This window comes from Ruegeria sp. AM5 (genome assembly GCF_056540645.1).
On the sequence record NZ_JBQFXC010000001.1, the window covers coordinates 302,769 to 325,726 of the forward strand.

The following is a 22,958-nucleotide window of genomic DNA, read 5'->3' on the forward strand; positions in this document are numbered from 1 at the left end:
GCATATCAAGGGTTTGCGTTTGGTAATTTTACGACTAGATGGCTATTCTAAGCGCAGCAAAGGATGAAAAGCCATGTTCGAAACGCGCAGCCAAGTGACACCTGTGGACCCGGTTTGGGACCGCATCACCTCGGAAGCCCATGCAGCCGTCGAGAAAGAGCCGCTGATGGGTGGGTTGGTGCACGCCTGTATCTTGCATCACCGCAGTCTTGAGAGGGCATTGTCCTATCGCATCTCGGCCAAGCTATGCTCGAATGAGATGTCGATGATGGTACTGCGTGAGATCGTGGATGAGGCCTATGCTGACGACAAAGCGTTGATTGAAGCCGCGCGCGCGGACCTGATGGCTGTTTATGAACGCGATCCGGCCTGCCACCGCCTGCTGCAACCGATCCTTTATTTCAAAGGGTATCAGGCGATGCAGGCTTATCGCGTGGCCCACTGGCTTTGGAACAAGGGGCGCCATGATCTGGCGTATTTCTTCCAGATGCGATCTTCCGAGATATTCGGCATTGATATCCATCCAGCTGCCCGCATCGGTAAAGGCATCATGATCGACCATGCCCATTCTATCGTGATCGGTGAAACCGCTGTGGTTGGGGACAATGTTTCGATGCTGCATTCGGTGACGCTGGGCGGAACCGGTAAGGAAGAAGAACAGCGCCATCCAACCATTGGTGACGGCGTTCTGATCGGCGCTGGTGCTAAGGTTCTGGGCAATATCGAGGTTGGCCATTGCAGCCGTATCGCCGCCGGATCAGTGGTGCTGCAGGAAGTGCCACCGTGCACGACGGTCGCTGGCATTCCCGCCAAGATCGTGGGCGAGGCCGGGTGCGATCAGCCGTCAATCTCGATGGATCATATGCTGGGGAAAGACCAGTAATTCGGAGTGAATAGACGAAAAAGGCCGCCTTGGGGTTCGAGGCGGCCTTTTTTTGTGCATGATCTTCTGGGCTTAGGCCAACATGACCATCGGATTTTCCAGATTGTCGACGATGGCTTGCAGCAGCTGAGCGCCAAGCGCGCCGTCGATGACCCGGTGATCGACCGACATGGTGACGGACATGACGGTTGCGACCGTCAGTTCTCCGTCATCGCCCACGATGGGTTTCTTGAGGCCGGTACCAACTGCGAGGATACCTGCATGCGGCGGGTTCACGATGGCATCGAAATTGTCGATGCCGAACATGCCGAGGTTCGAGACCGCGAAAGTACCGCCTTGGTACTCGTGCGGGGCCAGCTTGCGCTCGCGGGCGCGCCCGGCGAGGTCTTTCATCTCGGTCGACAGCGCCGACAGCGATTTGGTGTCGGCATCTTGCAGGACCGGAGTGAACAGACCGCCCTCGATGGCGACGGCAACAGCCACATCCGAAGGTTTCAGTTGCAGAACCCGGTCACCCGCCCAGACGGCATTGCACTCGGGCACCTGCTGCAGCGCGTTGGCGACGGCCTTGATGATGAAGTCGTTGACGCTGAGCTTCACACCCCGGCCTTCGAGCTGCTTGTTCAACTGGCTGCGGAACTTGAGTAGCGCATCCAGCTTAATGTCGCGACGCAGGTAGAAATGCGGGATGGTCTGTTTGGCCTCAGACAGACGCGCGGCGATGGTCTTGCGCATGCCATCGAGTTTGATCTCTTCATATTCGCGGCCTTCGTACTTCTTGGCCACGGCGTCCGCCGATGGACCTGCGGGAGCGGCGGCGGTTGGGGCGGCTGCAGCAGCAGGCGCAGGTGCCGCTGCAGGTGCGGCTGTGGCGCTTTCCACATCGGCTTTGACGATACGGCCATGTGGGCCAGAACCTGAGATTTGAGCCAGATCTAGACCCTTTTGCGCGGCAATCCGACGAGCAAGGGGGGATGCGAAGATACGACCGCCATCCGCTTTGGCCGGTGCCGCTGGGGCAGGGGCGGACGCCTCGGGTGCCGCCGGTGCGGCAGCCTCGTTGCCCGCTGCGGCAGCTGGCGCAGCCGCGGGAGCAGCGGTTGGTGTTGCGCCGATATCATCAGCGCTTTCTCCATCTTCCAGCAGGACTGCGATGGCGGTGTTGACTTTAACGCCTTCGGTTCCCTCAGGAATAAGGATCTTGCCGACGGTGCCTTCGTCAACGGCCTCGAACTCCATTGTTGCCTTGTCGGTTTCAATTTCGGCCAGCAGATCGCCCGAGGAGACGGTGTCGCCTTCCTTGACGAGCCATTTTGCAAGTGTGCCTTCCTCCATCGTCGGGGACAGGGCGGGCATCAGGATTTCGGTGGGCATTTCAGCGCTCCTCAATCAGAGTAATTTGGTCAAAGGGCGCCTTGGGGCGCCCGGTGCCGCGTGCGAGTGTCGCAATCGCAGCCTCGATTTTGTCTTTGTTCTCCGCCATCCAGACATAGGCGGTCTGGTGTGAGGGGCGCGCGCCGATCAACCGCATATCCGCCGCCAGTCGCTCGGGTACAAGCGCCCGCACGATGCGGTTGTCGATGTCAATCTCGACACGGTAGCATTCGGTTGCTGGATCGCGGCCCCTGATCTCCATTACCGGTAGGTCACCTGTTTCACCGCAGCGATCACCTCATCGGTGGTGATCAGCGCCAGCTTTTCGAGGTTCGCCGCATATGGCATCGGAACATCTTTGCCGGTGAGGGTGATGACCGGGGCGTCGAGATAATCGAACGCTTCCTGCATGACCACCGAGCTGATGTAGCTACCGACGGAACCTTGCGGCCAGCCTTCTTCGACAGTCACAAGACGGTTGGTTTTCATCACCGAGTTGATGATCGCACCGGTGTCCATCGGGCGGATAGTGCGCAGGTCGATCACTTCGGCGCTGATGCCGTCTTCGGCCAGTTTGTCTGCGGCTTCCAGCGCATATTGCATGCCGATGCCAAAGCTGACGATGGTCACATCCGAGCCTTCGCGCCAGATGCGGGCCTTGCCCAGCGGGATGGTCAGGTCATCCACTTGCGGCACGTCGAAGGACCGGCCGTAGAGGATTTCGTTTTCCAGGAAGACCACGGGGTTCGGGTCGCGGATGGCCGATTTCAGCAAACCTTTGGCATCGGCTGCGGAATAGGGCATCACCACTTTGAGACCTGGCACCTGCATGTACCATGCGGCGTAGTCCTGCGAGTGTTGCGCGGCCACGCGGGCAGCGGCACCGTTAGGGCCACGGAATACAATCGGACAGCCCATCTGACCGCCAGACATATAAAGCGTTTTGGCGGCAGAGTTGATGATCTGATCAATCGCCTGCATGGCGAAGTTGAAGGTCATGAACTCGACAATCGGTTTCAGCCCGCCAAAGGCCGAGCCGACGGCGATGCCTGTGAAGCCGTGTTCAGTGATCGGGGTGTCGATGACACGTTTGGCACCGAATTCATCGAGCAGGCCTTGAGAGATTTTATAGGCGCCCTGATATTCAGCGACTTCTTCGCCCATCAGATAGACATCTTCGTCGCCGCGCATTTCTTCGGCCATCGCGTCGCGCAAGGCTTCGCGGACGGTTTGCTGCGCCATCTCGGCGTCGGCAGGCCAATCGGGCGACAGGTCCACAACCGGAGCAGCGGGGGCTGCTGCGGCAGGAGCGGGGGCCTCAACCGCCGCAGGGGCGGCTTCGGCCTCCGCTGCGGCTGCGGGCGCAGCCACGGGCAGGGCGGAGGCGTCTTCACCATCTTCGACCAGGATCGCGATAGGGGTGTTTACTTTGACCCCTTCGGTGCCCTCGCTGATCAGAATCTTACCGACGATGCCTTCATCGACGGCTTCGAACTCCATCGTAGCCTTGTCGGTTTCGATCTCGGCCATGATGTCGCCCGAGGATACGGTGTCGCCTTCCTTGACCAGCCACTTGGCCAATGTGCCCTCTTCCATCGTGGGCGAAAGGGCGGGCATGAGAATTTCGGTTGCCATGTCTTATTCGTCCTCTCAGGCGTAGATATCAGTCCAGAGCTCGTCCAGCGACGGCTCGGGGCTTTCTTTCGAGAATTCGGCGGCCTGATTGACGACCTCTTTGATCTCTTTGTCGATCGCCTTCAGGTCATCCTCGGTCGCGTGTTTGCCGGTCAGCAGCAGCTCGCGCACGTGCTCGATCGGGTCGCTTTGTTCGCGGACCTTCTGAACCTCTTCGCGTGTACGATACTTGGCCGGGTCAGACATCGAGTGGCCGCGATAGCGGTAGGTTTTCACCTCGAGGATGTAGGGACCTTTGCCCGCACGGCAGTGGGCGACCGCTTTTTCACCTGCGGCTTTGACGGCCAGCACATCCATGCCGTTCACCATTTCACCCGGTATTCCGAAGGCTTGACCGCGGTGGTAGATGTCGGCCGAAGAGGTCGAGCGTGCTTGCGCGGTGCCCATGGCATACTGGTTGTTCTCGATCACGAATACCACCGGCAGTTCCCAAAGAGCAGCCATATTGAAGGTCTCGTAGACCTGACCCTGGTTGGCCGCGCCGTCACCGAAATAGGTGAAGGTGACGCCGCCGTTCTCTTTGTACTTGTCAGCAAAGGCCAAACCCGCACCCAGCGGAACCTGTGCGCCGACAATGCCGTGGCCGCCATAGAAATTCTTCTCTTTCGAGAACATGTGCATCGAGCCGCCTTTGCCTTTGGACAGCCCGCCTTCGCGACCGGTCAATTCGGCCATTACGCCGCCCGGGTCCATTCCACAGGCCAGCATGTGGCCGTGATCGCGATAGGACGTGATGCGCTTGTCGCCTTCCTTGGCCGCGGCCTCAAGGCCGACAACAACCGCTTCCTGACCGATGTAGAGGTGGCAGAAACCCCCGATCAGACCCATGCCGTAGAGTTGACCTGCCTTTTCCTCGAATCGGCGGATCAGCAGCATCTCGCGGTAATATGTGGTCAGTTCTTCCGCAGAAACATTTGGTTTCTTTGTGGTTTTTCGCGCAGCCATAGTGGCGATCTCCCCCTTTCGGCAAGATAGTTTAGCGTTAAACTATCTCATAGAGCATTTCACACGTTCTGGCGAGTACTAATGTTACGCGAGGGCAGGATACGCGAGTTGCGGCCTGCCACAGCTTATCTTCCGGGCGTTAAGGTACAGAGATCCTTAGTCAAAAATTTCGTCAGCGGATAACGATCTCATCCGCGCGGATCATGCCGAGCACTGAGCGGGCCTGTTGATCCAGCAGATCGAGATCCAGATAGGTGTCTGACAGTCGGCGGGTCAGGTTTTCCATTTGTTCGATTTCGGCGTTCAGCTGCGCCAGATCGCGAGACAAAACATCGCGCTCGGCGGCAATCTCGACCCGGCGAAACAGACCGTAATCCCCTTGAACGGCGGCAAAGGTGAAATACACCCCCAGCATGAAGGCGATTGAGAAGAAAATGAAAGCCCCTAAACCGGGCCGATTGGAACGGGACACTGTGTTAACCGCCGTGTGAAATACTGCCTCAGAAACGCACCCTTTTTGGATGTCTCGACGCACTATGTCACAGGTGATTCGGGTTGTGAATCCCCTGAGTAGAAAAAGCTGAGACCTGAGGTTTGAGCGCTTATAGTTCCAGCGCAGCCACACCCGGCAAGGTCTTGCCTTCCATCCATTCAAGGAAGGCACCACCAGCAGTAGAGATATATGAGAAATCCGTTGCCGCGCCCGAGGCGTTCAGCGCGGCGACCGTGTCACCCCCGCCCGCGACCGAGGTCAGCTTGCCATCGCGGGTTAGTGCAGCCGCCTTCAGCGCCGCCGCATTGGTCGCGGCATCGAACGGGGTCAGCTCAAACGCCCCCAGTGGGCCGTTCCAAATCAGGGTCTGGCTTTTTTCCAGCACTTCGGACACGGCTGCGACGCTTTCGGGACCGGCGTCCAGGATCATCGCGTCCGAAGGGCACTGATCAGCGGGCAGAACCTGATGCGGCGCGTTGGCCTCGAACACTTCGGCCACGACGATGTCGCGCGGCAAGACAATCGTGCAGCCAGCGGCTTCGGCCTTGCCGAGGATTTCGGCGGCGGTATCGGTCATGGCGTGCTCGGCCAGTGATTTGCCGACATCGATCCCCTGGGCCAGTAGGAATGTATTCGCCATGCCGCCACCGATGACCAGATAGTCAACCTTCTCGATCAGGTTGCCCAGCAGGTCCAGCTTGGTCGACACTTTGGCGCCCCCGACAACCGCTGTGACAGGCCGCTTGGGCGCGCCCAGGGCGGCCTCAAGTGCGCTCAGTTCCTGCTGCATCAGGCGTCCGGCACAGGCGGGCAGCAGACGGGCCAGCGCCTCGGTCGAGCTGTGGGCGCGGTGCGCGGCCGAGAAGGCATCGTTGCAATAGATGTCGCCCAGCTTTGCCATGCCTTGGGCAAGTGGGACGCTGTTCTTGGTCTCCTCGGCATGGAAGCGGGTGTTTTCCAGCAGCAGAACCTCACCTTCCGTCAGGGCGGAGGCGGCGGTTTCAGCCTCATAGCCCACGCAATCATCGGCAAAGCGCACGGGAGCCCCAAAAGCGGATTCAAGTGCTGGCACAAGCTGCTTCAATGACAGCTCGGGTACATGCTGACCACCGGGGCGTCCGAAATGGGCCAGCAGGATGGGTTTACCGCCTGCGGCGAGGATATCGCGCACGGTTGGCACGATCCGTTGAATGCGGGTGTCGTCGGTCACCACGCCATCCGCGACCGGTACGTTGATATCCACGCGCACCAGAACCCGCTTACCGCCAAGATCCATATCGTCCAGAGATTTCCAGCCCATCGCGCTCATCCTTGCCCATTGCATCCAGTTTCAGCGGTTCTTTTCCTGCATTTTGCGTTCAGGTCAATGCGTCACTTGGCATTCGCGCGCCCGCGTCATAGGTATTTGCGCAAGTTTCAAAGACAGGAGGGCCAGATGGCCGAGATCAAAGACCCCGAAAACACGATCATCATTGAGCTGAAAGACGGCAATGTCGTCATCGAATTGCTGCCTGATGTGGCCCCTCAGCACTCGGCCCGCATGAAAGAGCTGGCGCGTGGTGGTGAATATGACAACGTCGCCTTCCACCGTGTGATCGACGGGTTCATGGCGCAAACCGGCGATGTGCAGCATGGCGACATGGAAGACGGGTTCAACATTCGTATGGCGGGCACCGGTGGATCGTCGCTGCCGAACGTTCCGGCAGAGTTTTCGAAACTGCCCCATGATCGCGGAACTTTGGGTGCGGCACGCTCGGCCAACCCGGATTCAGCCAACTCGCAGTTCTTCATCAACTTTAAGGACAACCATTTCCTGAACGGTCAGTACACGGTGTATGGCCGTGTGATCGAAGGGATGGAGCATGTGGATGCGATCGTTCGTGGTGAGCCGCCCGCGAGCCCCGACCGGATGATCAGCGTCAAGGTGGCTGCCGATGCATAAGCTGGCCGCTGCATTTGCCCTGTTGGCCAGCCCCGCGCTGGCAACAGGTCTTGAGATTGAGATCGAGGGTGAGGGGGCGAATGGCACCGTCACCGTCGACCTGTTCGAAGACCTTGCACCCAAGCATGTTGAGCAAATCACGGCGCTGGCCGCTGCAGGCCAGTATGATGGGGTGGTGTTTCACCGTGTGATCGACGGCTTCATGGCGCAGACCGGCGATGTTGAGTTTGGCCGTGTCGGTGGCGACATGCGTCGTGCGGGTACGGGTGGATCGGATCGCCCTGATCTGCCTGCTGAATTCTCGGATTTCAATTATGACCGGGGCGTCGTGGGTATGGCGCGGGCGCAGGACCCAGACAGCGCGAACTCGCAATTCTTCATTATGTTCGAGCCCGGCCCGTTCCTGAATGGTCAGTACACGGTTGTCGGTCAGGTGACAGAAGGGATGGACGTGGTCGATGCGATCAAGCGGGGCGATGGCCCTAATGGCGCAGTGATCGGACAACCGGATGCGATGAAAAAGGTCACTGTGACCGAATAAAAGAAAACCCCGGCGCGCTTCTGCGGGCCGGGGGTCTTGGTGCGACCGGGTCAATCGTCGTCCGACATCGCCCGCCAGATCAGTGCGCCAATCGCACCGCCGATCAAAGGTGCCACCCAGAACAGCCACAGCTGCGCCAGTGCCGGACCATCGGCAAACAACGCCACGCCGGTTGACCGGGCAGGGTTCACCGAGGTGTTGGTCACCGGAATCGAGATCAGGTGGATCAGCGTCAGCCCCAATCCAATCGCAATCGGGGCGAACCCGGCAGGCGCGCCGCTGGAGGTCGCGCCGAGAATGATCACGATGAAGAACGCGGTCATGACGATTTCGATGATCAATGCGGAAATCATCGAATAGCCTTCGGGTGACGCCTCGCCATACCCGTTCGACGCGAACCCTCCAACGCCCTCAAAACCCGGCGCTCCGCTGACGATCAGATACAGCACGGCTGCCGCCGCGATCGCGCCGATCACCTGAGCGATCCAATAGGGGATCAGATCCTTGGCATCGAACCGCCCGCCGATCATCAGCCCAAGGCTGACCGCCGGGTTGAAATGCCCGCCAGAGATATGACCGACCGCGTAGGCCATGGTCAGCACGGTCAGGCCGAAAGCGAATGAAACGCCCAGCCAGCCGATACCCACATCGGCCACGCCTGCAGCCAGCACCGCGCTGCCGCAGCCGCCCAGAACCAGCCAGAATGTACCGAAGAATTCGGCCATGAGTTTTGATGACATGAAAAGCCCTCCAGAAATCAATGACTTTAAGGTTAATTCAAAAACCGCTTTTTGTGAAACTGTGAGAATGCGGGGAATTTTCCTTCAAGACACGTCAGATAGGGGGACTGTTAGGGAATATGCTTATTCCGGTGAGCTGGCGATTGAGAACGACACACTCGGCCCAACTTGCGTTTTTCTCCTTTGCGCCCCAATGTCCGGTATCGGTTGTGGGCTTGCGATGTGGTGGGGGTATCAAAGTGAAGTTCAAAAAGCTGTATTCGGATGCTCAAGGCGAAAGCCATTGGAAAGACATCGAAGTCGAACTTGAAGAGCAAAGCTTTGCACCACCTGCGAAAGCAATCGAGATTTCAAAGCCAGAAGCTGTCAAGCAAACCATGTTCTTGAGACTCAAGAAGGGTTGGGATGAGCCAATTCATCCCACACCTGTCGCTCAAAAGCTCATTTGTCTTTCTGGCTCAGTGCGCGTGACCGCGAGCGACGGGGAATTCAGAGATATTGGTCCGGGTGACGTCTGGCATATGGAAGACAAACACGGCAAAGGCCACCACACAGTAGTAACAAGCGATGATGATTTTCTTTCGGTGATCGTGCAGTACGAGTAGCGGGGGCAGCGCAGACCAAGCCCTCCTGATCAACCAAGCGCATTGCGGCACTTGCGCGGTGTAAGGCCGCTACGTCCCGCATTGAGGTCATTGCTAGATTTAGACGAACACCCCAAAACAAAACAAACGCCGCAGGGTATCCTGCGGCGTTGCTGATTGGTCTTGCCGATAAGTGTTTACTGCTTCACTTCCGCCGCCGGGTTGGCACCCGATTTGCCGCTGCGGCCCGGGTTCAGCGGGTCGTCCTGACGCTGCACCGAACCTTCGAAATGCGCGCCGCTTTCAATGGCGATGGTCTTGTGGATGATGTCACCTTCGACGCGGGCGGTCGAAGTCAGGCGGACCTTCAGGCCACGGACGCGGCCCACGATACGGCCGTTGACCACTACGTCATCTGCAGTGACTTCGCCCTTGATGGTGGCAGTCTCGCCGATGGTCAGCAGATGGGCGCGGATGTCTCCTTCGACGGTGCCCTCGACCTGGATATCGCCCGAGGTCTTGATGTTACCGGTGATGTGCAAATCCGAGGACAGCACCGATGCGGGTGGCTTGGGCTTGGGAGGGGTGCTGGCCTTTGTTTCAGCCGGTGCAGGTGTTGCCGGAGTGGCCGGAGCGGCTGGTTTTGCTGCCTCAGTCTCTTTCGATCCGGGTTCGTTGATTTTGCTCTTAGAAAACATTTCTCGCAGCCTTGATGTAAGTCATTGGGTTAACAGGTTTTCCGTTCACACGGACCTCGTAGTGCAGGTGTGTGCCGGTCGACCGTCCGGTGCTACCCATATCAGCTATATGATCCCCGCGCGAGACCCTTTGACCAACCTTTACGCGTACCTTGGTGTTATGAGCGTAAAGTGTCTCAATCCCAAAGGCGTGCTTGATCTTTACCAGCCGTCCGAAACCCGATTGCCAGCCTGCATGAGTGACAACACCATCAGCAGTCGCGAAGATATCGGTGCCCGAGGGGCCGGCGAAATCGGCGCCATTATGCATGCGGCGACCGCCGGTTTTGGGGTCGCGGCGGGTTCCGTAGCCACTGGTATAACGGACAGCGGCGCGCACCGGGCTGGCGAAGGGGGCCTTTTCCGCAGCGATGCGATAGAGGTTCAGCTGGTCCATCTGTTCCAGCAGGATATTGGCGCGGATCTGGTCGGGGCTCAGCTCCTCACCGCGGGTGCTGAAGGATAAAGGGGTCAGCGGACCGCCCATACCGCTATATCCGCGCCGAACTTCGTCGAGGATACGATCTGTTGGCATGCCCGCGCTGCGGAACATCTTGTCGAGAGGTTCGACCGAGATCAGCATCGCCTCTTCCAACTGGCGGAAAATCTCGTCGCTGCGCTCCTGCATCAGGCGGATTTCAAGCTCGAGCTCGTCACGCTGGTCCAACGCGCCTTGCGCATCGGCGGCGATCTGGTCGCGCTGCGCCGCGGTCCGGGCCAGGGCATCGGTCATAAATGCCATCTGTACCGGGTTTGCCGATGCCATCGCATAAGCCGCGTCCGCATCAGTGCTGGGTTGCAGTTCGGCCAGTTTGGTCCGCGCGTCTTCGCGTTGCTTCATAGTGGCACGCAGCGTGGTTTGGATCACCTCGATGCCGGTCTCCAGCTCGCGCCGGCGGTTCTCGGATTCCAGCAATTCGGACTGCATGACCGAAATCTGTTCCAGAGCTGCGTTGAACCTGTCATGTGCAGCCAGCGCTTCGGCCGCACGCGCATCGCGCTCTTCCGACAGGATGTTCAGACGTTCTTGATACGTAGCCTGATCGCGCTTGGCCTGTTCCCGGAAATTGCCCGATCCGATGCTGTCCATCAACAGAACTGACGTGGCAATCGCGGTCCAGGCGACCATCACCGACACACCGGCGACTGCAGCGATCTGAGTTTCAGAACTCAGTCGGATGAACCGTGTGTCGTTGTCAGATTTCAGAAAAACACGGCGCTCTGGAAAGTGCCGCTCGAGCAGTGAGTGTAGTTTAATTGCCAGACGTGTCCGCACGCGTCCTACCTCAATTGTCCCCATATCTCGGAGCCGGTCGTGAGTGAGTAGCCGCTCCTTGACGCGATTGCATAAAGCGGTCGAGGCATTCGGGCAAGTTTGTTAACCAATCAAGAGCTATGAACGGAGAATTACCGCACGTGATCGGCGAGAACTTGCCGATAGCGAGCATTTGCTGTCAGTCCGACACAACTCCGGGTGATGGCAGGTCTTCGGTCAGGGGCCAATAGAAATCTGGCGGCAGTCCGGCCTCGGCCCGTTTCTCTTCGTTAAATGGTGGTTTCAGCGCGCCGTGGAAATAGCGGCGGACGAGGGCGTGGAATACATCCTTGGGGTCGGCATTCTCGCGCCCGCACAAGAAATGGAACCATTTCGAGCCATAGGCGACGTGACCAACTTCCTCGGCATAAATCACTTCCAGTGCAGCGACTGCGTCGTCAGCCTTGGCCTTGCGGAAAATGTCGATCATTCCGGGGGTCACGTCCAGCCCACGTGCCTCAAGCACCATTGGGACGACGGCAAGACGACCCATAAGATCCTCGGCAGTGTCCTCGGCGGCGCGCCACATGCCTGCATGGGCGGGCAGGGCACCATAATGGCTGCCTATCTGTTCGAGGCAGTCGCAGACCATCTCAAAATGGCACGATTCTTCTTCGGCGCATTTCACCCAATCATCGTAGAACCCGATGGGCATGGGCACATCCCCGAACCGGGCGATGATGTCCCAGTGCAGGTCCACCGCGTTCAATTCGATATGGGCAACGGCGTGCAACAGCGCGATACGACCTGCTTCTGACCCCGGCCTGCGGCGGGGTACATCGCGGGGCGATAACAGCTCGGGTTTATCGGGACGCGCAGGGTAAAGCGGAGGCTCGGCAGTGCCCACTGCGATCTCGGGTGCTTCGCCTTTTCGGGCGGCAAACCATTCGGCGGCATAGCGTTTGGACAGAGCAGTCTTCTCGCGCCCGACCGATGTGGTCAGAATCTCGGTCGCCATTTCGGTCAGTGTTTTTGACACGCTTGCCCCCTTACGCTGCACTCCGCGCGGGTCATACCCTTGATGCCCGCGCGGGTCGAGAGGGCTAGAGCGCGCGTGCGACCTCCAGCACTTCGTCCACATGACCCGGCACTTTCACCTTGCGCCAGACGCGGGCGATTTTTCCATCCGCATCAATCAGAAAGGTCGAGCGTTCGATCCCCATGGATTTGCGTCCGTACATGTTCTTTTCGACCCAGACGCCATAATCTTCGCACACGCTCTGACCCTCATCGGACAAAAGCGGCGTCGTAAGGCCGTGCTTGGCGACAAATTTGTCATGCTTGGCCACGGTATCGCGCGAGATGCCGAAAACGTTAGCACCCGCATCCGCAAAGGCTTGTAGTTGTTCCGAGAAACCGATGGATTCCTTGGTGCAGCCCGGCGTATCATCGCGGGGATAGAAAAACAGAACGACCGCGCGGCCACGTTGTTCCGACAGGGTCACCTCGCCGCCGCCGTCGCGAGGCAGTGTAAAGTCGGGTGCGATGTCTGAGACTTCGGGCATATTCAAACTCCGGCTGAGAAATTAACGGTTGCCGCATATCATAGGGCTCCGTTGACAGGTTGAAAGGCGTGAGACGCAAATTGGTCCAGCAAGAACAGCAGGATGACACGAAGGCGGATAAGAAACCCCGCCGTCGGTCGCGGCGTCGGACCGCAGGGCTGTGGACATTGCGCGGTGTCTTCATCCTTGGATTTCTGGCACTGGTCACCGGCTTTATGGTTGTCGGCCAGCGCATGCACGCGCCGGATTGGTTGCGCGACCGGGTCGAGGCGCGCCTTGATCAGACATTGGGTGGCGTCAAAGTTCGGTTCGGCGATGTCAGTTTCATCATTCATGAAGGCTGGCGTCCGCGATTGCGACTGACCGATGTTCGTATCAGCGATGCGGACGGACGGCAGATTGCCGAAGTGTCCGACCTGCGGGCCAGCCTGTCGATGCGCCCGCTGTTGCGCGGGCATTTGCGCCCGAAGCGGATCATATTGCAAGGCGCGCAGATTGCACTGACACGGGGTGTCGATGGAGCGCTGTCGCTGACGGTCGGTGCCGGAAGTGCGCCGGTCGGTCAGGCCCGGAACCTGGCGCAGCTGATTGAATCATCGGACGAGGTGTTCCAGGCACCTATTTTGTCAGCCCTGACCTCGGTCGAACTGGATGCAATTACGCTGGACTATCAGGACCTGCGGTTGGGCCGGTCCTGGGTGCTGGACGGCGGGCGTATTCAGGCCAACCGCAGCGCGGGTGAGGTTCGTCTGGCCACCAATTTCTCGGTGCTGGCCGGTCGCGATTATGTCAGCACGATCGAGGCCAACTATACCAGTTTGCTGGGCAGTCCCGCTGCGCAGTTCGGCATCTCGATCACCGATCTTCCCGCCGAGGATATCGCAGGCCACAGCCCGGCGCTGGCATGGATGCAGGTACTTCGCACACCGATCTCAGGTGCTTTGAGGGGTGGCATTGATACTGAGGGCGCGCTGGGGCCGGTCTTTGCCACGTTGAATCTGGGTGCAGGCGCCGTGCAGCCCACGCCTGAAACAACACCGATCAAATTCGACGCGGCGCGGACGTATTTTACCTACGACCCGAAACAACAGGCGCTGGATTTCAATGAAGTCTCGATCCAGTCTGCCTGGGGTACGGTGCAGGCAGATGGCAAGGCCTTTCTACATGGGGTCAAAGCTGGCGGGTTGGACAGTATGTCCGGGCAGTTCCGCCTCAGCGGGATTGAGATCAACCCGGCCAATCTGTTCCCCGAAGCACTGAATCTGACGCGGGCCGATGTTGATTTCCAGATGAAACTTGCGCCGTTCCGTATACAGCTGGGGCAAATGACGGTTGAAGACGGTGCACATCGCGCACGGCTCAGCGGGTCTCTGGCTGGTTTGACCGACGGCTGGGTCGCAGCCATTGACGCGCAGATTGATCGGATGAGCTCTGATCAGCTGTTGAACTACTGGCCCGAACGACTTGCCCCGAAACCGCGCCTTTGGGTCACCGATAACCTCTATCACGGAGAAATGTCCGATCTGGATTTCGCCCTGCGTCTACGGCCCGGCGAAAAGCCGGACATCTATGCGGATTTCGAATTTGACGAGACCGAGATTCGGTTCGCCAAGACGTTGCCAACTATCCAAGACGCGCAGGGGCAGGCCAGCCTGCTCAACCGGCGCTTTACCGTCTCGGCGCAAAAGGGGATTGTGATCGCGGATGAAGGAGGTACCGTTGATGCCTCGGGCACCTCGTTCATCATCCCCGATACCGGCATCAAAAAAACCACCCCGGCCATTGCGCGGATTAAGGCCAGCGGCAGTGTAACCGCAGCCATGTCATTGCTGGACCGGCCGCCGCTGCAACTGCTGACCAAGGCCAATCTGCCGGTGGATCTGGCCGACGGTCAGGTCAGTCTGAGTGGAACGCTTTCCTTGCCGTTGATTAAGGGCCTGAAGCTGGAAGATACCAGGTTCCATTTTGTTGGCGAGTTGTCGAATTTGGACAGCAGCAAGCTGGTACCCGGATTTGAAGTCAGCGCAGACCGATTGGACCTGAGCGGCGACCAGACGCAAGTGGCCATCCAGGGCAAGGGGCTGTTTGGCGTCGTACCGGTTGAAGCGCTTTGGCGGCAGCCGATCGGAGGCGAAACCCCGCAGCAAAGCGAACTGACAGGTCAAATCGAACTCTCCCCGCGTTTGATGGAACAAATCAATGCCGGACTGCCGCGCGGCATGTTGACCGGAGAGGGGATCGCCGATTTCAGCCTGAGTCTTGGTGCGGGTGAGCCCCCGCGCTTGTCGGCACAGTCCGATTTGGTTGGCGTCGCGTTGGCGATCCCTGAGCTTGGATGGCGCAAATCTGCCAGCACTGGCGGCTCTCTGACTGCCGAGGTCACGCTGGGCGCTCAGCTAAGTGTCGATTCCCTTCGGATCAACGCTGCTGGTTTGCGGACAACTGCAGCGATCTCGTTCCGGGATGGCGGGTTCGAAAGGGTACGGTTCAGCACGTTCGAACTGGGCGACTGGCTTGCAGTTCCGGCGGAATTGATTGGGCGTGGTGCCGCGCTGCCAGATATCCGTGTGTTGGGCGGCGTGCTTGATCTGAGAAAATCCACTATCGGCGAGGGAGGCAGCAGCAGTGGTGCTGCCGGGCCCGGGCCAAAGCTGGATGTGAAGCTGGACCGACTACAAGTCACTGAATCCGTTGCGTTGACCGGGTTGACTGGCTCGTTTCAAACCACTGGCGGATTGACCGGCAGCTTTGCGTCGCAAGTCAATGGCGGTGCAGCGATCCGCGGTCAGGTCACCCCGCGCGCGTCCCGATCTGCGGTTGGTCTAACCTCGGACGATGCAGGGGCGGTTCTGAGATCAGCGGGGGTTCTGACGCAGGCACGCGGTGGAACAATGCAATTGCAACTGGATCCGATCGCAGAGCCTGGAAATTATGACGTCGACCTGAAAATCAAAAATACGCGGATCACGGACGCCCCGGCCATGGCAGCGATATTGAACGCGATCAGTCTGGTGGGGTTGCTGGATGAAATGGCGGGGCAAGGTATTTTCTTCGCAGCCATCGACAGCAAAATGCGTATCACTCCGACCGAGGTGAAAGTGCTGAGCGGTAGTGCCGTAGGTCCATCAATGGGGCTGTCCTTTGATGGTACGGTCGACACTGTAGCCGGGATGCTGAACCTGCGCGGCGCGATTTCACCGATCTATCTGGTCAATGCTATTGGCAGCGTTCTGACCAAAAAGGGGGAAGGTATCTTTGCCTTCAACTACACTCTGTCCGGACCGCTGTCCGACCCGCAAGTTTCGGTCAATCCTCTGTCTGGTCTCGCACCTCTGTTTCTGCGCAACCTGTTGCGCGAGCCTGCGCCAACGGTCTCGGATGGCCCGAATGCCACACCGGATCGATCTGGCGAACCCAATCCCGCCTTCCAGACACGTGGTGAGGATCGCTGATCTGAGCTGTGGCCGAATCTGTCGGGCCGATGTATGGCGCGGCCATGAAACTCAGCGACTTTGACTTCCACCTGCCCGAACACCTGATTGCCACGCGTCCCGTCAGCCCGCGCTCGTCAGCGCGACTGCTGCTTGCGCAGGGTGATGCTGTTCAGGACCGGCACGTGTTCGATCTGCCGGACATATTGCAGCCCGGGGACCGTCTGGTGCTGAACGACACCCGCGTCATTCCCGCTCGCCTCAGCGGTCGCCGCCACCGTGACAGCGCGCAAGGGCCGGTATCTGCCGCGATTGAGGCAACGTTGCTGGACCCACAATCTGATGGTTGTTGGGCCGCGCTGATCAAGCCGCTTAAGAAGATCAAACCGGGCGAAGAGATCGTATTCTCAGACGATCTGAGCGCAACCCTGGACCGAGTTGCCGATGGCCAAGCCTATCTGCGCTTCAACCTGACCGGAGAGGATTTCGATCAAGCGTTGGAGCAGGCCGGCGCGATGCCGTTGCCTCCCTACATCGCAGCGAAACGCGCGTCGGATGAACAGGACAAGACCGACTACCAAACTGTGTGGGCGCGAAACTCCGGAGCCGTAGCGGCCCCAACCGCGTCCTTGCATTTTGATGATGCGCTTTTGCAGGCGCTATCGGAGCGCGGTGTCGAGTTCACGCATGTCACGCTGCATGTGGGGGCAGGCACATTTCTGCCGGTCAAAGTGGAAGACGTGACCTCCCACAAGATGCACGCCGAATGGGGACGGGTCAGCGCGCAGGCCGCTGCCGAGATTGCGGCGACCAAAGAAGCGGGCGGGCGCGTTATCCCGGTGGGCACAACCGCCCTTCGACTGATCGAAAGCGCGGCACGCTGCGGCCGGATCGCGCCGTGGGAAGGCGAGACCGATATCTTCATATACCCAGGTTTTGAATTTCACGTCACTGATGCGCTGATGACCAATTTCCACCTGCCGAAATCCACATTGCTGATGCTGGTTTCGGCGTTGATTGGGCAGGATCGGGTCAAGTCGGTCTATGACCACGCTATCGCAGAAGAATATCGCTTTTTCTCATACGGCGACGCGTCTCTGCTGATACCATAGTCGTATCTTGGCCATCTGCGCCCTTACAATGTCGTAGACAAGCGCGACGTGCTTCGTCATTGACGGCAAAGCGGACAAAACACACCAGCAATTTTGGATAGGCAGAATGCTTCAGGTTCTTTCCAGCGCTTGGGCGCTTCTTCTGGGAATGGGGTTGCTGATGGTCGGCAATGGCCTGCAGGGCACGTTGCTAGGGGTGCGTGGAGAAATCGAGGGATTCTCGACCTTAGAGATGTCCTTTGTGATGTCGGCCTATTTCCTTGGGTTCCTTGGCGGCTCGCGTCTGGCGCCTGAAATGATCCGTCGTGTCGGGCATGTGCGCGTGTTTGCTGCGCTGGCCTCGTTCATCTCGGCGGTCATGATCATGTATCCGATGCTGACCGATCCAATTGCATGGTCGATTGGCCGCGTGATTATCGGGTTCTGTTTTTCGGGCGTGTATGTGACCGCGGAAAGCTGGCTGAACAATGCCGCAAACAACGAGAACCGAGGGCAGGCGCTGTCGCTTTATATGATGGTGCAGATGACAGGTGTGGTGAGCGCCCAGGCCTTATTGCTGGTCGGCGACCCGGCAGGATATGAGACCTTTGTCATCGCTTCTATACTGGTTTCGATCTCATTTGCGCCTATTCTGCTGTCCATTTCTCCGACCCCGGCGTTCGATACCACCAAACCGATGACATTGCGCCAGCTGATGGAAACATCGCCGCTGGGCTGCGTCGGCATGTTCTTGCTTGGCGGGATATTTTCAGCGCAATTCGGGATGAGCGCCGTTTATGGCGCTCAGGTTGGATTGAGTCTGGTCGAGATTTCGACCTTCGTAGCGGTGTTTTATATCGGCGCCGTAGTCCTGCAATATCCGTTGGGCTGGATGTCCGACAGAATGGACCGCCGTCTGCTGATCATGCTGGTGGCCGCTGTTGGTGGGGTAGGCGCCGTGATAGGCATGATACTTGGCGTCACTTTCACCATGCTTCTCGTAGCTGCCTTTATCATCGGCGGCATGACAAGCCCGCTCTATTCTCTGTTGATCGCGTATACCAATGACTACTTGGAGTATGACGATATGTCGGCGGCTTCGGGCGGTCTGGTTTTTATTAACGGCTTGGGCGCAATCGCAGGTCCAATTATCACCGGTTGGCTAATGGGGGCTGGCGTGCTCGGCCCACAAGGCTTTTTCCTGTTCATCGCGGCGCTGATGTTCATCATGGCCGCCTATGCGGCCTATCGTATGACCCAGCGCGTTTACAAACCCGTGGATGAAACCGGATCGATTGCCCCGATCTACCCGACATCTTCGCCCGTTGCCCTGGAAGTTGCGCAAGAGGTCGCCATTGAAGCAGCCCAGGACGAGCAGGATACGCAAGAACCCGCCTGAGCGCCGGAAATGTGACTTTTGTGTTGCAATATGTTACTGTCACAAATCTGTAAAAGTGATTTTAATGACGTTACGTCCTGGGGAGGGCAATTACGGAGTCTAGGGCAATGGTAGGTCCTGAAGAAGTATTGAGTTTTTGGTTAGATGAGGTTGGCCCCGAGGGGTGGTACCTGCAGGATGAAGCGCTGGATGCGCGGATCCGGGAAAAATTTCTTTCAACATGGGAAGCCGCGTGCGAGGGGAAATTCTCGCTTTGGTTGACCTATCCCAGCGGATCACTGGCCTATATTATCCTTATGGATCAGTTGCCTCGCAACATGTTCCGGGGAAGCAAACAGGCATTTGCATCGGATCGGGCCGCACTGGCTGCAGCGAAATGCGCAGTCGACAAAGGCTGGGATCTTAAGATCGACGAACCGGCGCGGCAGTTCTTTTACCTGCCGATGATGCATTCGGAAAATCTGTGTGATCAGGAGCGTTGCGTGCGCCTTATGATCGAGCGGATGCCAGAAGGCGGCGACAGCAATTTGCTACATGCGCGCGCTCATCGTGAGGTGATCCGCAAGTTCGGTCGTTTCCCATATCGCAACGATGCGTTGGAACGCGCGACTACTGAACACGAAGCCGCATATGTCAGCAATGGCGGCTACGGGTCGACCGTGCGCGAGTTGCAGGCCGCGACCTAGGTCGCGGGCTCACAGCCTTTAAGGATCAGAAGCCGGTCGGTGACAGTGTCGGCAGATGTCGTGATGGCATAGTCGATCAAGTCTTCCGGTTTTTCGACCAGGCCCGCCAATCGGGCCTGAGTGTCTTCCAGCTTCCCCTCCAGATCACCCAAACGTCGCAATGCCGCATTCAGCTGTTGGCGCGTGACCGCATCGAGTTGCGTGCCCTGACTGCTAAGGGTTGCAAGATCGCTGCGCAACGCGGCCAGTTCCCCACGAATTCCCTGCGCCTGATCTCGTAGCGGCGCCACGACCTGCAGGTTCTCAGCAAACCCGATCCGGATCTGATCGACAGACTGCGCAAGTTTCCACCCCAGAAACAGGCATAAAGCCAACAATATCAATGTCGCGTTCAAAAGAGCGAGCAGTAAATCTTTGAGCGTTTTAGCCATGATACGCCTTTCGAAAATCGGGAAGGTCAAAAACTGGTAGTGCATATTCGTCAGTTCTAGCCTTTGCGGTAACGTGGGTATAGGCTGAATTCAGCTCCAAATACCTGATTTGACCCCGCGTCACATATGTCGCGGGCTCTGATGTTGATGCGTTGTAAAAAATAGTTTAACGGTAAACTAGTTTTTGAACTGACCTGTGCCGAGAGGGAAACATGGCTGCACAATCTTATGATCTGATCGTAATCGGGGCTGGCCCCGGTGGCTATGTGGCCGCTATTCGCGCGGCGCAACTGGGCCTGAAGACCGCTGTTGTCGAGCGCGAACATCTGGGTGGTATCTGCCTGAACTGGGGCTGTATCCCGACAAAGGCACTACTGCGGTCATCGGAAGTGTTCCACCTGATGGAGCGTGCCAAGGATTTTGGCTTGAAAGCAGACAAGGTCGGCTACGATCTGGATGCGGTTGTGAAGCGCTCGCGCGGTGTTGCCGCGCAGTTGTCCGGCGGTATAGGTCATCTGCTGAAAAAGAACAAAGTCGCCGTTGTCATGGGTGAGGCATCGATCCCCGCCAAGGGCAAGGTCAGCGTCAAAACAGACAAAGGCACGGAAGACCTAACCGCGAAGAATATCGTTCTGGCCACCGGTGCCCGGGCGCGCGAACTGCCGGGCCTTGAAGCGGATGGCGATCTGGTCTGGACGTACAAACACGCGCTGCAACCGCCGCGGATGCCCAAGAAACTGCTGGTCATCGGCTCGGGTGCGATCGGGATCGAATTCGCCAGCTTCTATAACACTTTGGGCGCGGACACGACCGTGGTCGAGGTGATGGATCGAGTGCTGCCTGTCGAAGATGCCGAGATCAGTGCATTTGCCAAGAAAGCTTTCACCAAGCAGGGCATGACCATCATGGAAAAGGCGATGGTTAAACAATTGGACCGCGCCAAGGACAAGGTGACTGCGCATATCGAGGTGAAAGGCAAGGTTGAGAAACACGATTTTGACACGGTGATCTCGGCCGTGGGCATCGTCGGCAATGTGGAAAACCTCGGGCTTGAAGCCTTGGGTGTGAAGATCGACCGCACGCACGTGGTCACCGATGAATACTGCCGCACTGGGGTAGACGGGCTTTACGCTATAGGTGATATCGCCGGGGCGCCCTGGCTGGCACACAAAGCCAGCCACGAAGGCGTGATGGTCGCGGAACTGATCGCGGGCAAACACGCACATCCGGTCAAGCCTGAAAGCATCGCGGGCTGCACTTATTGCCAGCCTCAGGTCGCTTCGGTTGGGTATAGCGAAGCCAAGGCCAAAGAGCTGGGCTATGACATCAAGGTCGGACGCTTCCCGTTCATCGGCAACGGCAAGGCCATCGCGCTTGGTGAGCCCGAGGGACTGATCAAGACCGTCTTCGATGCCAAGACTGGGGAACTGCTAGGTGCACACATGATCGGTGCCGAAGTCACAGAGCTTATTCAGGGCTATGTGGTCGGTCGCCAGTTGGAAACCACTGAAGAAGACCTGATGAACACCGTCTTCCCGCATCCGACGCTGTCTGAAATGATGCATGAAAGCGTGCTGGATGCCTATGGACGCGTGATCCACATGTAAGGACAGGGGGCTCTGCCCCCGCCGCGGCAAGCCGCGACTCCCCCGAGATATTTATAGCCAGATGAAGCAGGGGATCCGTACTTCATCTGGCCGAAAATACCTCGGAGCGCGAGGCAGAGCCTCGCAAAGGATCCTCATTTATTTATTGCTTCCAATATACGGGCCCACGAGCGGATGCCTCTGTGGAAGCTTTTGACGTCGTATTTCTCGTTCGGCGAGTGGATGGCATCATCGTCATTGGCATACCCAACCAGCATCGAATCCAGCCCCAACACTGTATTGAAATATCCAACCACTGGGATTGATCCGCCCATCCCGGTGAAAACGGCCTCGCGATTCCACTCGTCCGAAAGTGCTCCGCGGGCCGCTTCGAATTCTGGGCGGCTAAGGTTCATCACCGAAGCAGGAGAGCCTTCGAGATCACTGTCCCAGACCACTTTAGCATCCGTGGACAGGCGCTCTTCGACATGTTTGCGGATCCTTTTGCGGAGCGCGTCCGGGTCCATGTCGCCGACCAGGCGGCAGGTGATCTTGCAATGTGCCTCGGACGGGATAACGGTTTTGGAGCCCGCGCCGTTGTAACCTCCCCAAAGGCCATTCACTTCGAGCGTGGGTCGCGCCCATTGTTGTTCCAGCGTGGAATGGCCTGTTTCACCGTGCGGCTCGGTATAGCCAACCGAATTCAGGTATTCCGTTTCATCGAACCCGCAATTCTCCCATTGGCGCAACTGCTCGGCCGGGACTTCGTGTACGCCTTCGTAAAAACCTTCGACTGCGACGCGGCCGGTTTCTTCATCATAGAAGGATGCGACGATGCGCGACAGTTCCCGCAGCGGGTTCAGACCCGGCCCGCCATAGTGACCCGAATGCAGGTCGATGCGGGGACCGATGATTGTGAATTCATCCTTGAGCATGCCGCGCAATTGCGACGCTATCGAAGGCACCCCCCGCGACACCATCGAAGTATCACAGACCAGCGCGAGATCCGCCTGAAGCTCGGATTTGTTTGCTTTGAGAAATGGCACGAGCGAGGGCGACCCGGATTCTTCCTCACCTTCGAAGAAAAACGTGATGCGGCAGGGCAGGGTGCCATGCACTGCTTTCCAGGCGCGGCAGGCCTCGACGAAGGTCATCAGTTGGCCTTTGTCGTCAGAAGCGCCGCGCCCGCGTATCACCTGTCCGTGTGGAGTGTCTTCCAAAGCCGGATCGAAAGGATCGCGTGTCCACAGCTCCAGCGGATCGACAGGTTGCACATCATAGTGTCCATAGAACAGAACATGCGGCCCACCGCTGTCCTCACCGACATGGCCAACGACCATGGGATGTCCCGGAGTTTCGCGCTTTTCGGCTGCAATACCGATACTTTTCAGATCCGCCACCAGCCAATCGGCAGCCTGGTCGACTTGGTCCTTGAAGGCCGGGTCAGTCGAGATGGAGGGAATGCGCAGGAACTCCATCAGGCGGTCGATGGAGGTGATCAGATCGGCGTCGATCCGGCTCAGTACAGCGTCAAGCGACATAGGGGTCTCCTGGGAACGTCTTGAAATTGGACAGAGCCT

The 22,958-nt window shown here is 58.3% G+C and carries 22 protein-coding genes; 9 read left to right on the forward strand and 13 right to left on the reverse strand.

The genetic code is table 11. The features are described 5' to 3' along the window. Nucleotides 1-73 precede the first annotated feature (73 nt). On the forward strand, nt 74-883 hold the full coding sequence (gene cysE, locus ACR0AH_RS01560; protein ID WP_170396508.1) for a serine O-acetyltransferase: 810 nt from the start codon (nt 74-76) through the stop codon (nt 881-883). A gap of 72 nt (nt 884-955) precedes the next feature. On the opposite strand, the gene ACR0AH_RS01565 is transcribed toward cysE, so the two are convergent. The 6 genes from ACR0AH_RS01565 to ACR0AH_RS01590 all read right to left on the reverse strand — a co-directional run bounded on the left by ACR0AH_RS01565 (nt 956) and on the right by ACR0AH_RS01590 (nt 6,690). After that, nucleotides 956-2,257, reverse strand: a complete 1,302-nt coding sequence (locus tag ACR0AH_RS01565; protein WP_480590037.1) for a pyruvate dehydrogenase complex dihydrolipoamide acetyltransferase — start codon at nt 2,255-2,257, stop codon at nt 956-958. Nucleotide 2,258: 1 nt separating this feature from the next. Further along, entirely contained in the window at nt 2,259-2,519 is a 261-nt protein-coding gene (locus ACR0AH_RS01570) for a hypothetical protein (protein WP_170403080.1), read from the reverse strand. Continuing rightward, nucleotides 2,519-3,892, reverse strand: a complete 1,374-nt coding sequence (locus ACR0AH_RS01575) for a pyruvate dehydrogenase complex E1 component subunit beta (RefSeq protein WP_170396514.1) — start codon at nt 3,890-3,892, stop codon at nt 2,519-2,521. The genes ACR0AH_RS01570 and ACR0AH_RS01575 overlap by 1 nt, the downstream gene beginning before the upstream one ends. Nucleotides 3,893-3,907: 15 nt before the next feature. Then, nucleotides 3,908-4,897 carry a pyruvate dehydrogenase (acetyl-transferring) E1 component subunit alpha gene (gene pdhA / locus ACR0AH_RS01580; RefSeq protein ID WP_170396516.1) on the reverse strand — a complete coding sequence of 330 codons (990 nt, stop codon included), beginning with the start codon at nt 4,895-4,897 and terminating at the stop codon, nt 3,908-3,910. A 172-nt stretch (nt 4,898-5,069) separates the two neighbouring features. Beyond that, the gene (locus tag ACR0AH_RS01585) at nt 5,070-5,369 is read right to left on the reverse strand and encodes a septum formation initiator family protein (RefSeq protein ID WP_170396518.1); all 300 of its coding nucleotides are present in this window, start codon (nt 5,367-5,369) and stop codon (nt 5,070-5,072) included. Nucleotides 5,370-5,499: 130 nt separating this feature from the next. Further along, the gene (locus ACR0AH_RS01590) at nt 5,500-6,690 is read right to left on the reverse strand and encodes a phosphoglycerate kinase (RefSeq protein ID WP_170512945.1); all 1,191 of its coding nucleotides are present in this window, start codon (nt 6,688-6,690) and stop codon (nt 5,500-5,502) included. A 135-nt stretch (nt 6,691-6,825) separates the two neighbouring features. Here ACR0AH_RS01590 and ACR0AH_RS01595 point away from each other — a divergent pair, with 135 nt between their 5' ends. After that, nucleotides 6,826-7,332 carry a peptidylprolyl isomerase gene (locus ACR0AH_RS01595; protein WP_170472209.1) on the forward strand — a complete coding sequence of 169 codons (507 nt, stop codon included), beginning with the start codon at nt 6,826-6,828 and terminating at the stop codon, nt 7,330-7,332. After that, the gene (locus ACR0AH_RS01600) at nt 7,325-7,873 is read left to right on the forward strand and encodes a peptidylprolyl isomerase (protein ID WP_170512948.1); all 549 of its coding nucleotides are present in this window, start codon (nt 7,325-7,327) and stop codon (nt 7,871-7,873) included. Before ACR0AH_RS01595 ends, ACR0AH_RS01600 begins: the two co-directional genes overlap by 8 nt. 50 nt (nt 7,874-7,923) lie before the next feature. On the opposite strand, the gene aqpZ is transcribed toward ACR0AH_RS01600, so the two are convergent. Next, nucleotides 7,924-8,613 carry an aquaporin Z gene (gene aqpZ / locus ACR0AH_RS01605; RefSeq protein ID WP_480590040.1) on the reverse strand — a complete coding sequence of 230 codons (690 nt, stop codon included), beginning with the start codon at nt 8,611-8,613 and terminating at the stop codon, nt 7,924-7,926. Nucleotides 8,614-8,732: 119 nt separating this feature from the next. Here aqpZ and ACR0AH_RS01610 point away from each other — a divergent pair, with 119 nt between their 5' ends. Then, nucleotides 8,733-9,218, forward strand: a complete 486-nt coding sequence (locus ACR0AH_RS01610; protein ID WP_480590042.1) for a cupin domain-containing protein — start codon at nt 8,733-8,735, stop codon at nt 9,216-9,218. A 176-nt stretch (nt 9,219-9,394) separates the two neighbouring features. Here ACR0AH_RS01610 and ACR0AH_RS01615 read toward each other — a convergent pair whose 3' ends face one another. The 4 genes from ACR0AH_RS01615 to ACR0AH_RS01630 all read right to left on the reverse strand — a co-directional run bounded on the left by ACR0AH_RS01615 (nt 9,395) and on the right by ACR0AH_RS01630 (nt 12,754). Beyond that, nucleotides 9,395-9,895 carry a bactofilin family protein gene (locus tag ACR0AH_RS01615; protein WP_170396528.1) on the reverse strand — a complete coding sequence of 167 codons (501 nt, stop codon included), beginning with the start codon at nt 9,893-9,895 and terminating at the stop codon, nt 9,395-9,397. Continuing rightward, on the reverse strand, nt 9,885-11,210 hold the full coding sequence (locus ACR0AH_RS01620) for a DUF5930 domain-containing protein (protein ID WP_480590044.1): 1,326 nt from the start codon (nt 11,208-11,210) through the stop codon (nt 9,885-9,887). Before ACR0AH_RS01620 ends, ACR0AH_RS01615 begins: the two co-directional genes overlap by 11 nt. Nucleotides 11,211-11,388: 178 nt before the next feature. Next, nucleotides 11,389-12,207, reverse strand: coding sequence for a ferritin-like domain-containing protein (locus ACR0AH_RS01625; RefSeq protein WP_480590838.1), 819 nt, complete (start codon nt 12,205-12,207; stop codon nt 11,389-11,391). An 85-nt stretch (nt 12,208-12,292) separates the two neighbouring features. Beyond that, nucleotides 12,293-12,754 carry a peroxiredoxin family protein gene (locus tag ACR0AH_RS01630; RefSeq protein WP_170512047.1) on the reverse strand — a complete coding sequence of 154 codons (462 nt, stop codon included), beginning with the start codon at nt 12,752-12,754 and terminating at the stop codon, nt 12,293-12,295. 68 nt (nt 12,755-12,822) lie between these two features. Between ACR0AH_RS01630 and ACR0AH_RS01635 the strand changes: the two genes are divergently transcribed. The 4 genes from ACR0AH_RS01635 (at nt 12,823) to ACR0AH_RS01650 (ending at nt 19,361) form a co-directional block, all read left to right on the forward strand. Continuing rightward, complete coding sequence (locus ACR0AH_RS01635; protein ID WP_480590046.1) at nt 12,823-16,206, forward strand: YhdP family protein; 3,384 nt, start codon at nt 12,823-12,825, stop codon at nt 16,204-16,206. Between the two features lie 44 nt (nt 16,207-16,250). Continuing rightward, a complete protein-coding gene (gene queA, locus ACR0AH_RS01640; protein ID WP_480590840.1) occupies nt 16,251-17,297 on the forward strand; it encodes a tRNA preQ1(34) S-adenosylmethionine ribosyltransferase-isomerase QueA in 1,047 nt (348 codons plus the stop codon). 106 nt (nt 17,298-17,403) lie between these two features. Next, nucleotides 17,404-18,675, forward strand: coding sequence for an MFS transporter (locus ACR0AH_RS01645; protein ID WP_170422201.1), 1,272 nt, complete (start codon nt 17,404-17,406; stop codon nt 18,673-18,675). A gap of 107 nt (nt 18,676-18,782) precedes the next feature. Further along, nucleotides 18,783-19,361, forward strand: a complete 579-nt coding sequence (locus ACR0AH_RS01650; protein WP_170598066.1) for a DUF924 family protein — start codon at nt 18,783-18,785, stop codon at nt 19,359-19,361. Here ACR0AH_RS01650 and ACR0AH_RS01655 read toward each other — a convergent pair. After that, complete coding sequence (locus tag ACR0AH_RS01655; RefSeq protein ID WP_480590048.1) at nt 19,358-19,792, reverse strand: hypothetical protein; 435 nt, start codon at nt 19,790-19,792, stop codon at nt 19,358-19,360. The genes ACR0AH_RS01650 and ACR0AH_RS01655 overlap by 4 nt on opposite strands. Before the next feature lie 212 nt (nt 19,793-20,004). Here ACR0AH_RS01655 and lpdA point away from each other — a divergent pair, with 212 nt between their 5' ends. Further along, nucleotides 20,005-21,399 carry a dihydrolipoyl dehydrogenase gene (gene lpdA / locus ACR0AH_RS01660; RefSeq protein WP_170733358.1) on the forward strand — a complete coding sequence of 465 codons (1,395 nt, stop codon included), beginning with the start codon at nt 20,005-20,007 and terminating at the stop codon, nt 21,397-21,399. Between the two features lie 134 nt (nt 21,400-21,533). Here the strand turns inward: lpdA and ACR0AH_RS01665 are convergent, their stop codons facing one another. Then, a complete protein-coding gene (locus ACR0AH_RS01665) occupies nt 21,534-22,919 on the reverse strand; it encodes a M20/M25/M40 family metallo-hydrolase (RefSeq protein ID WP_480590050.1) in 1,386 nt (461 codons plus the stop codon). Nucleotides 22,920-22,958 lie beyond the last annotated feature (39 nt).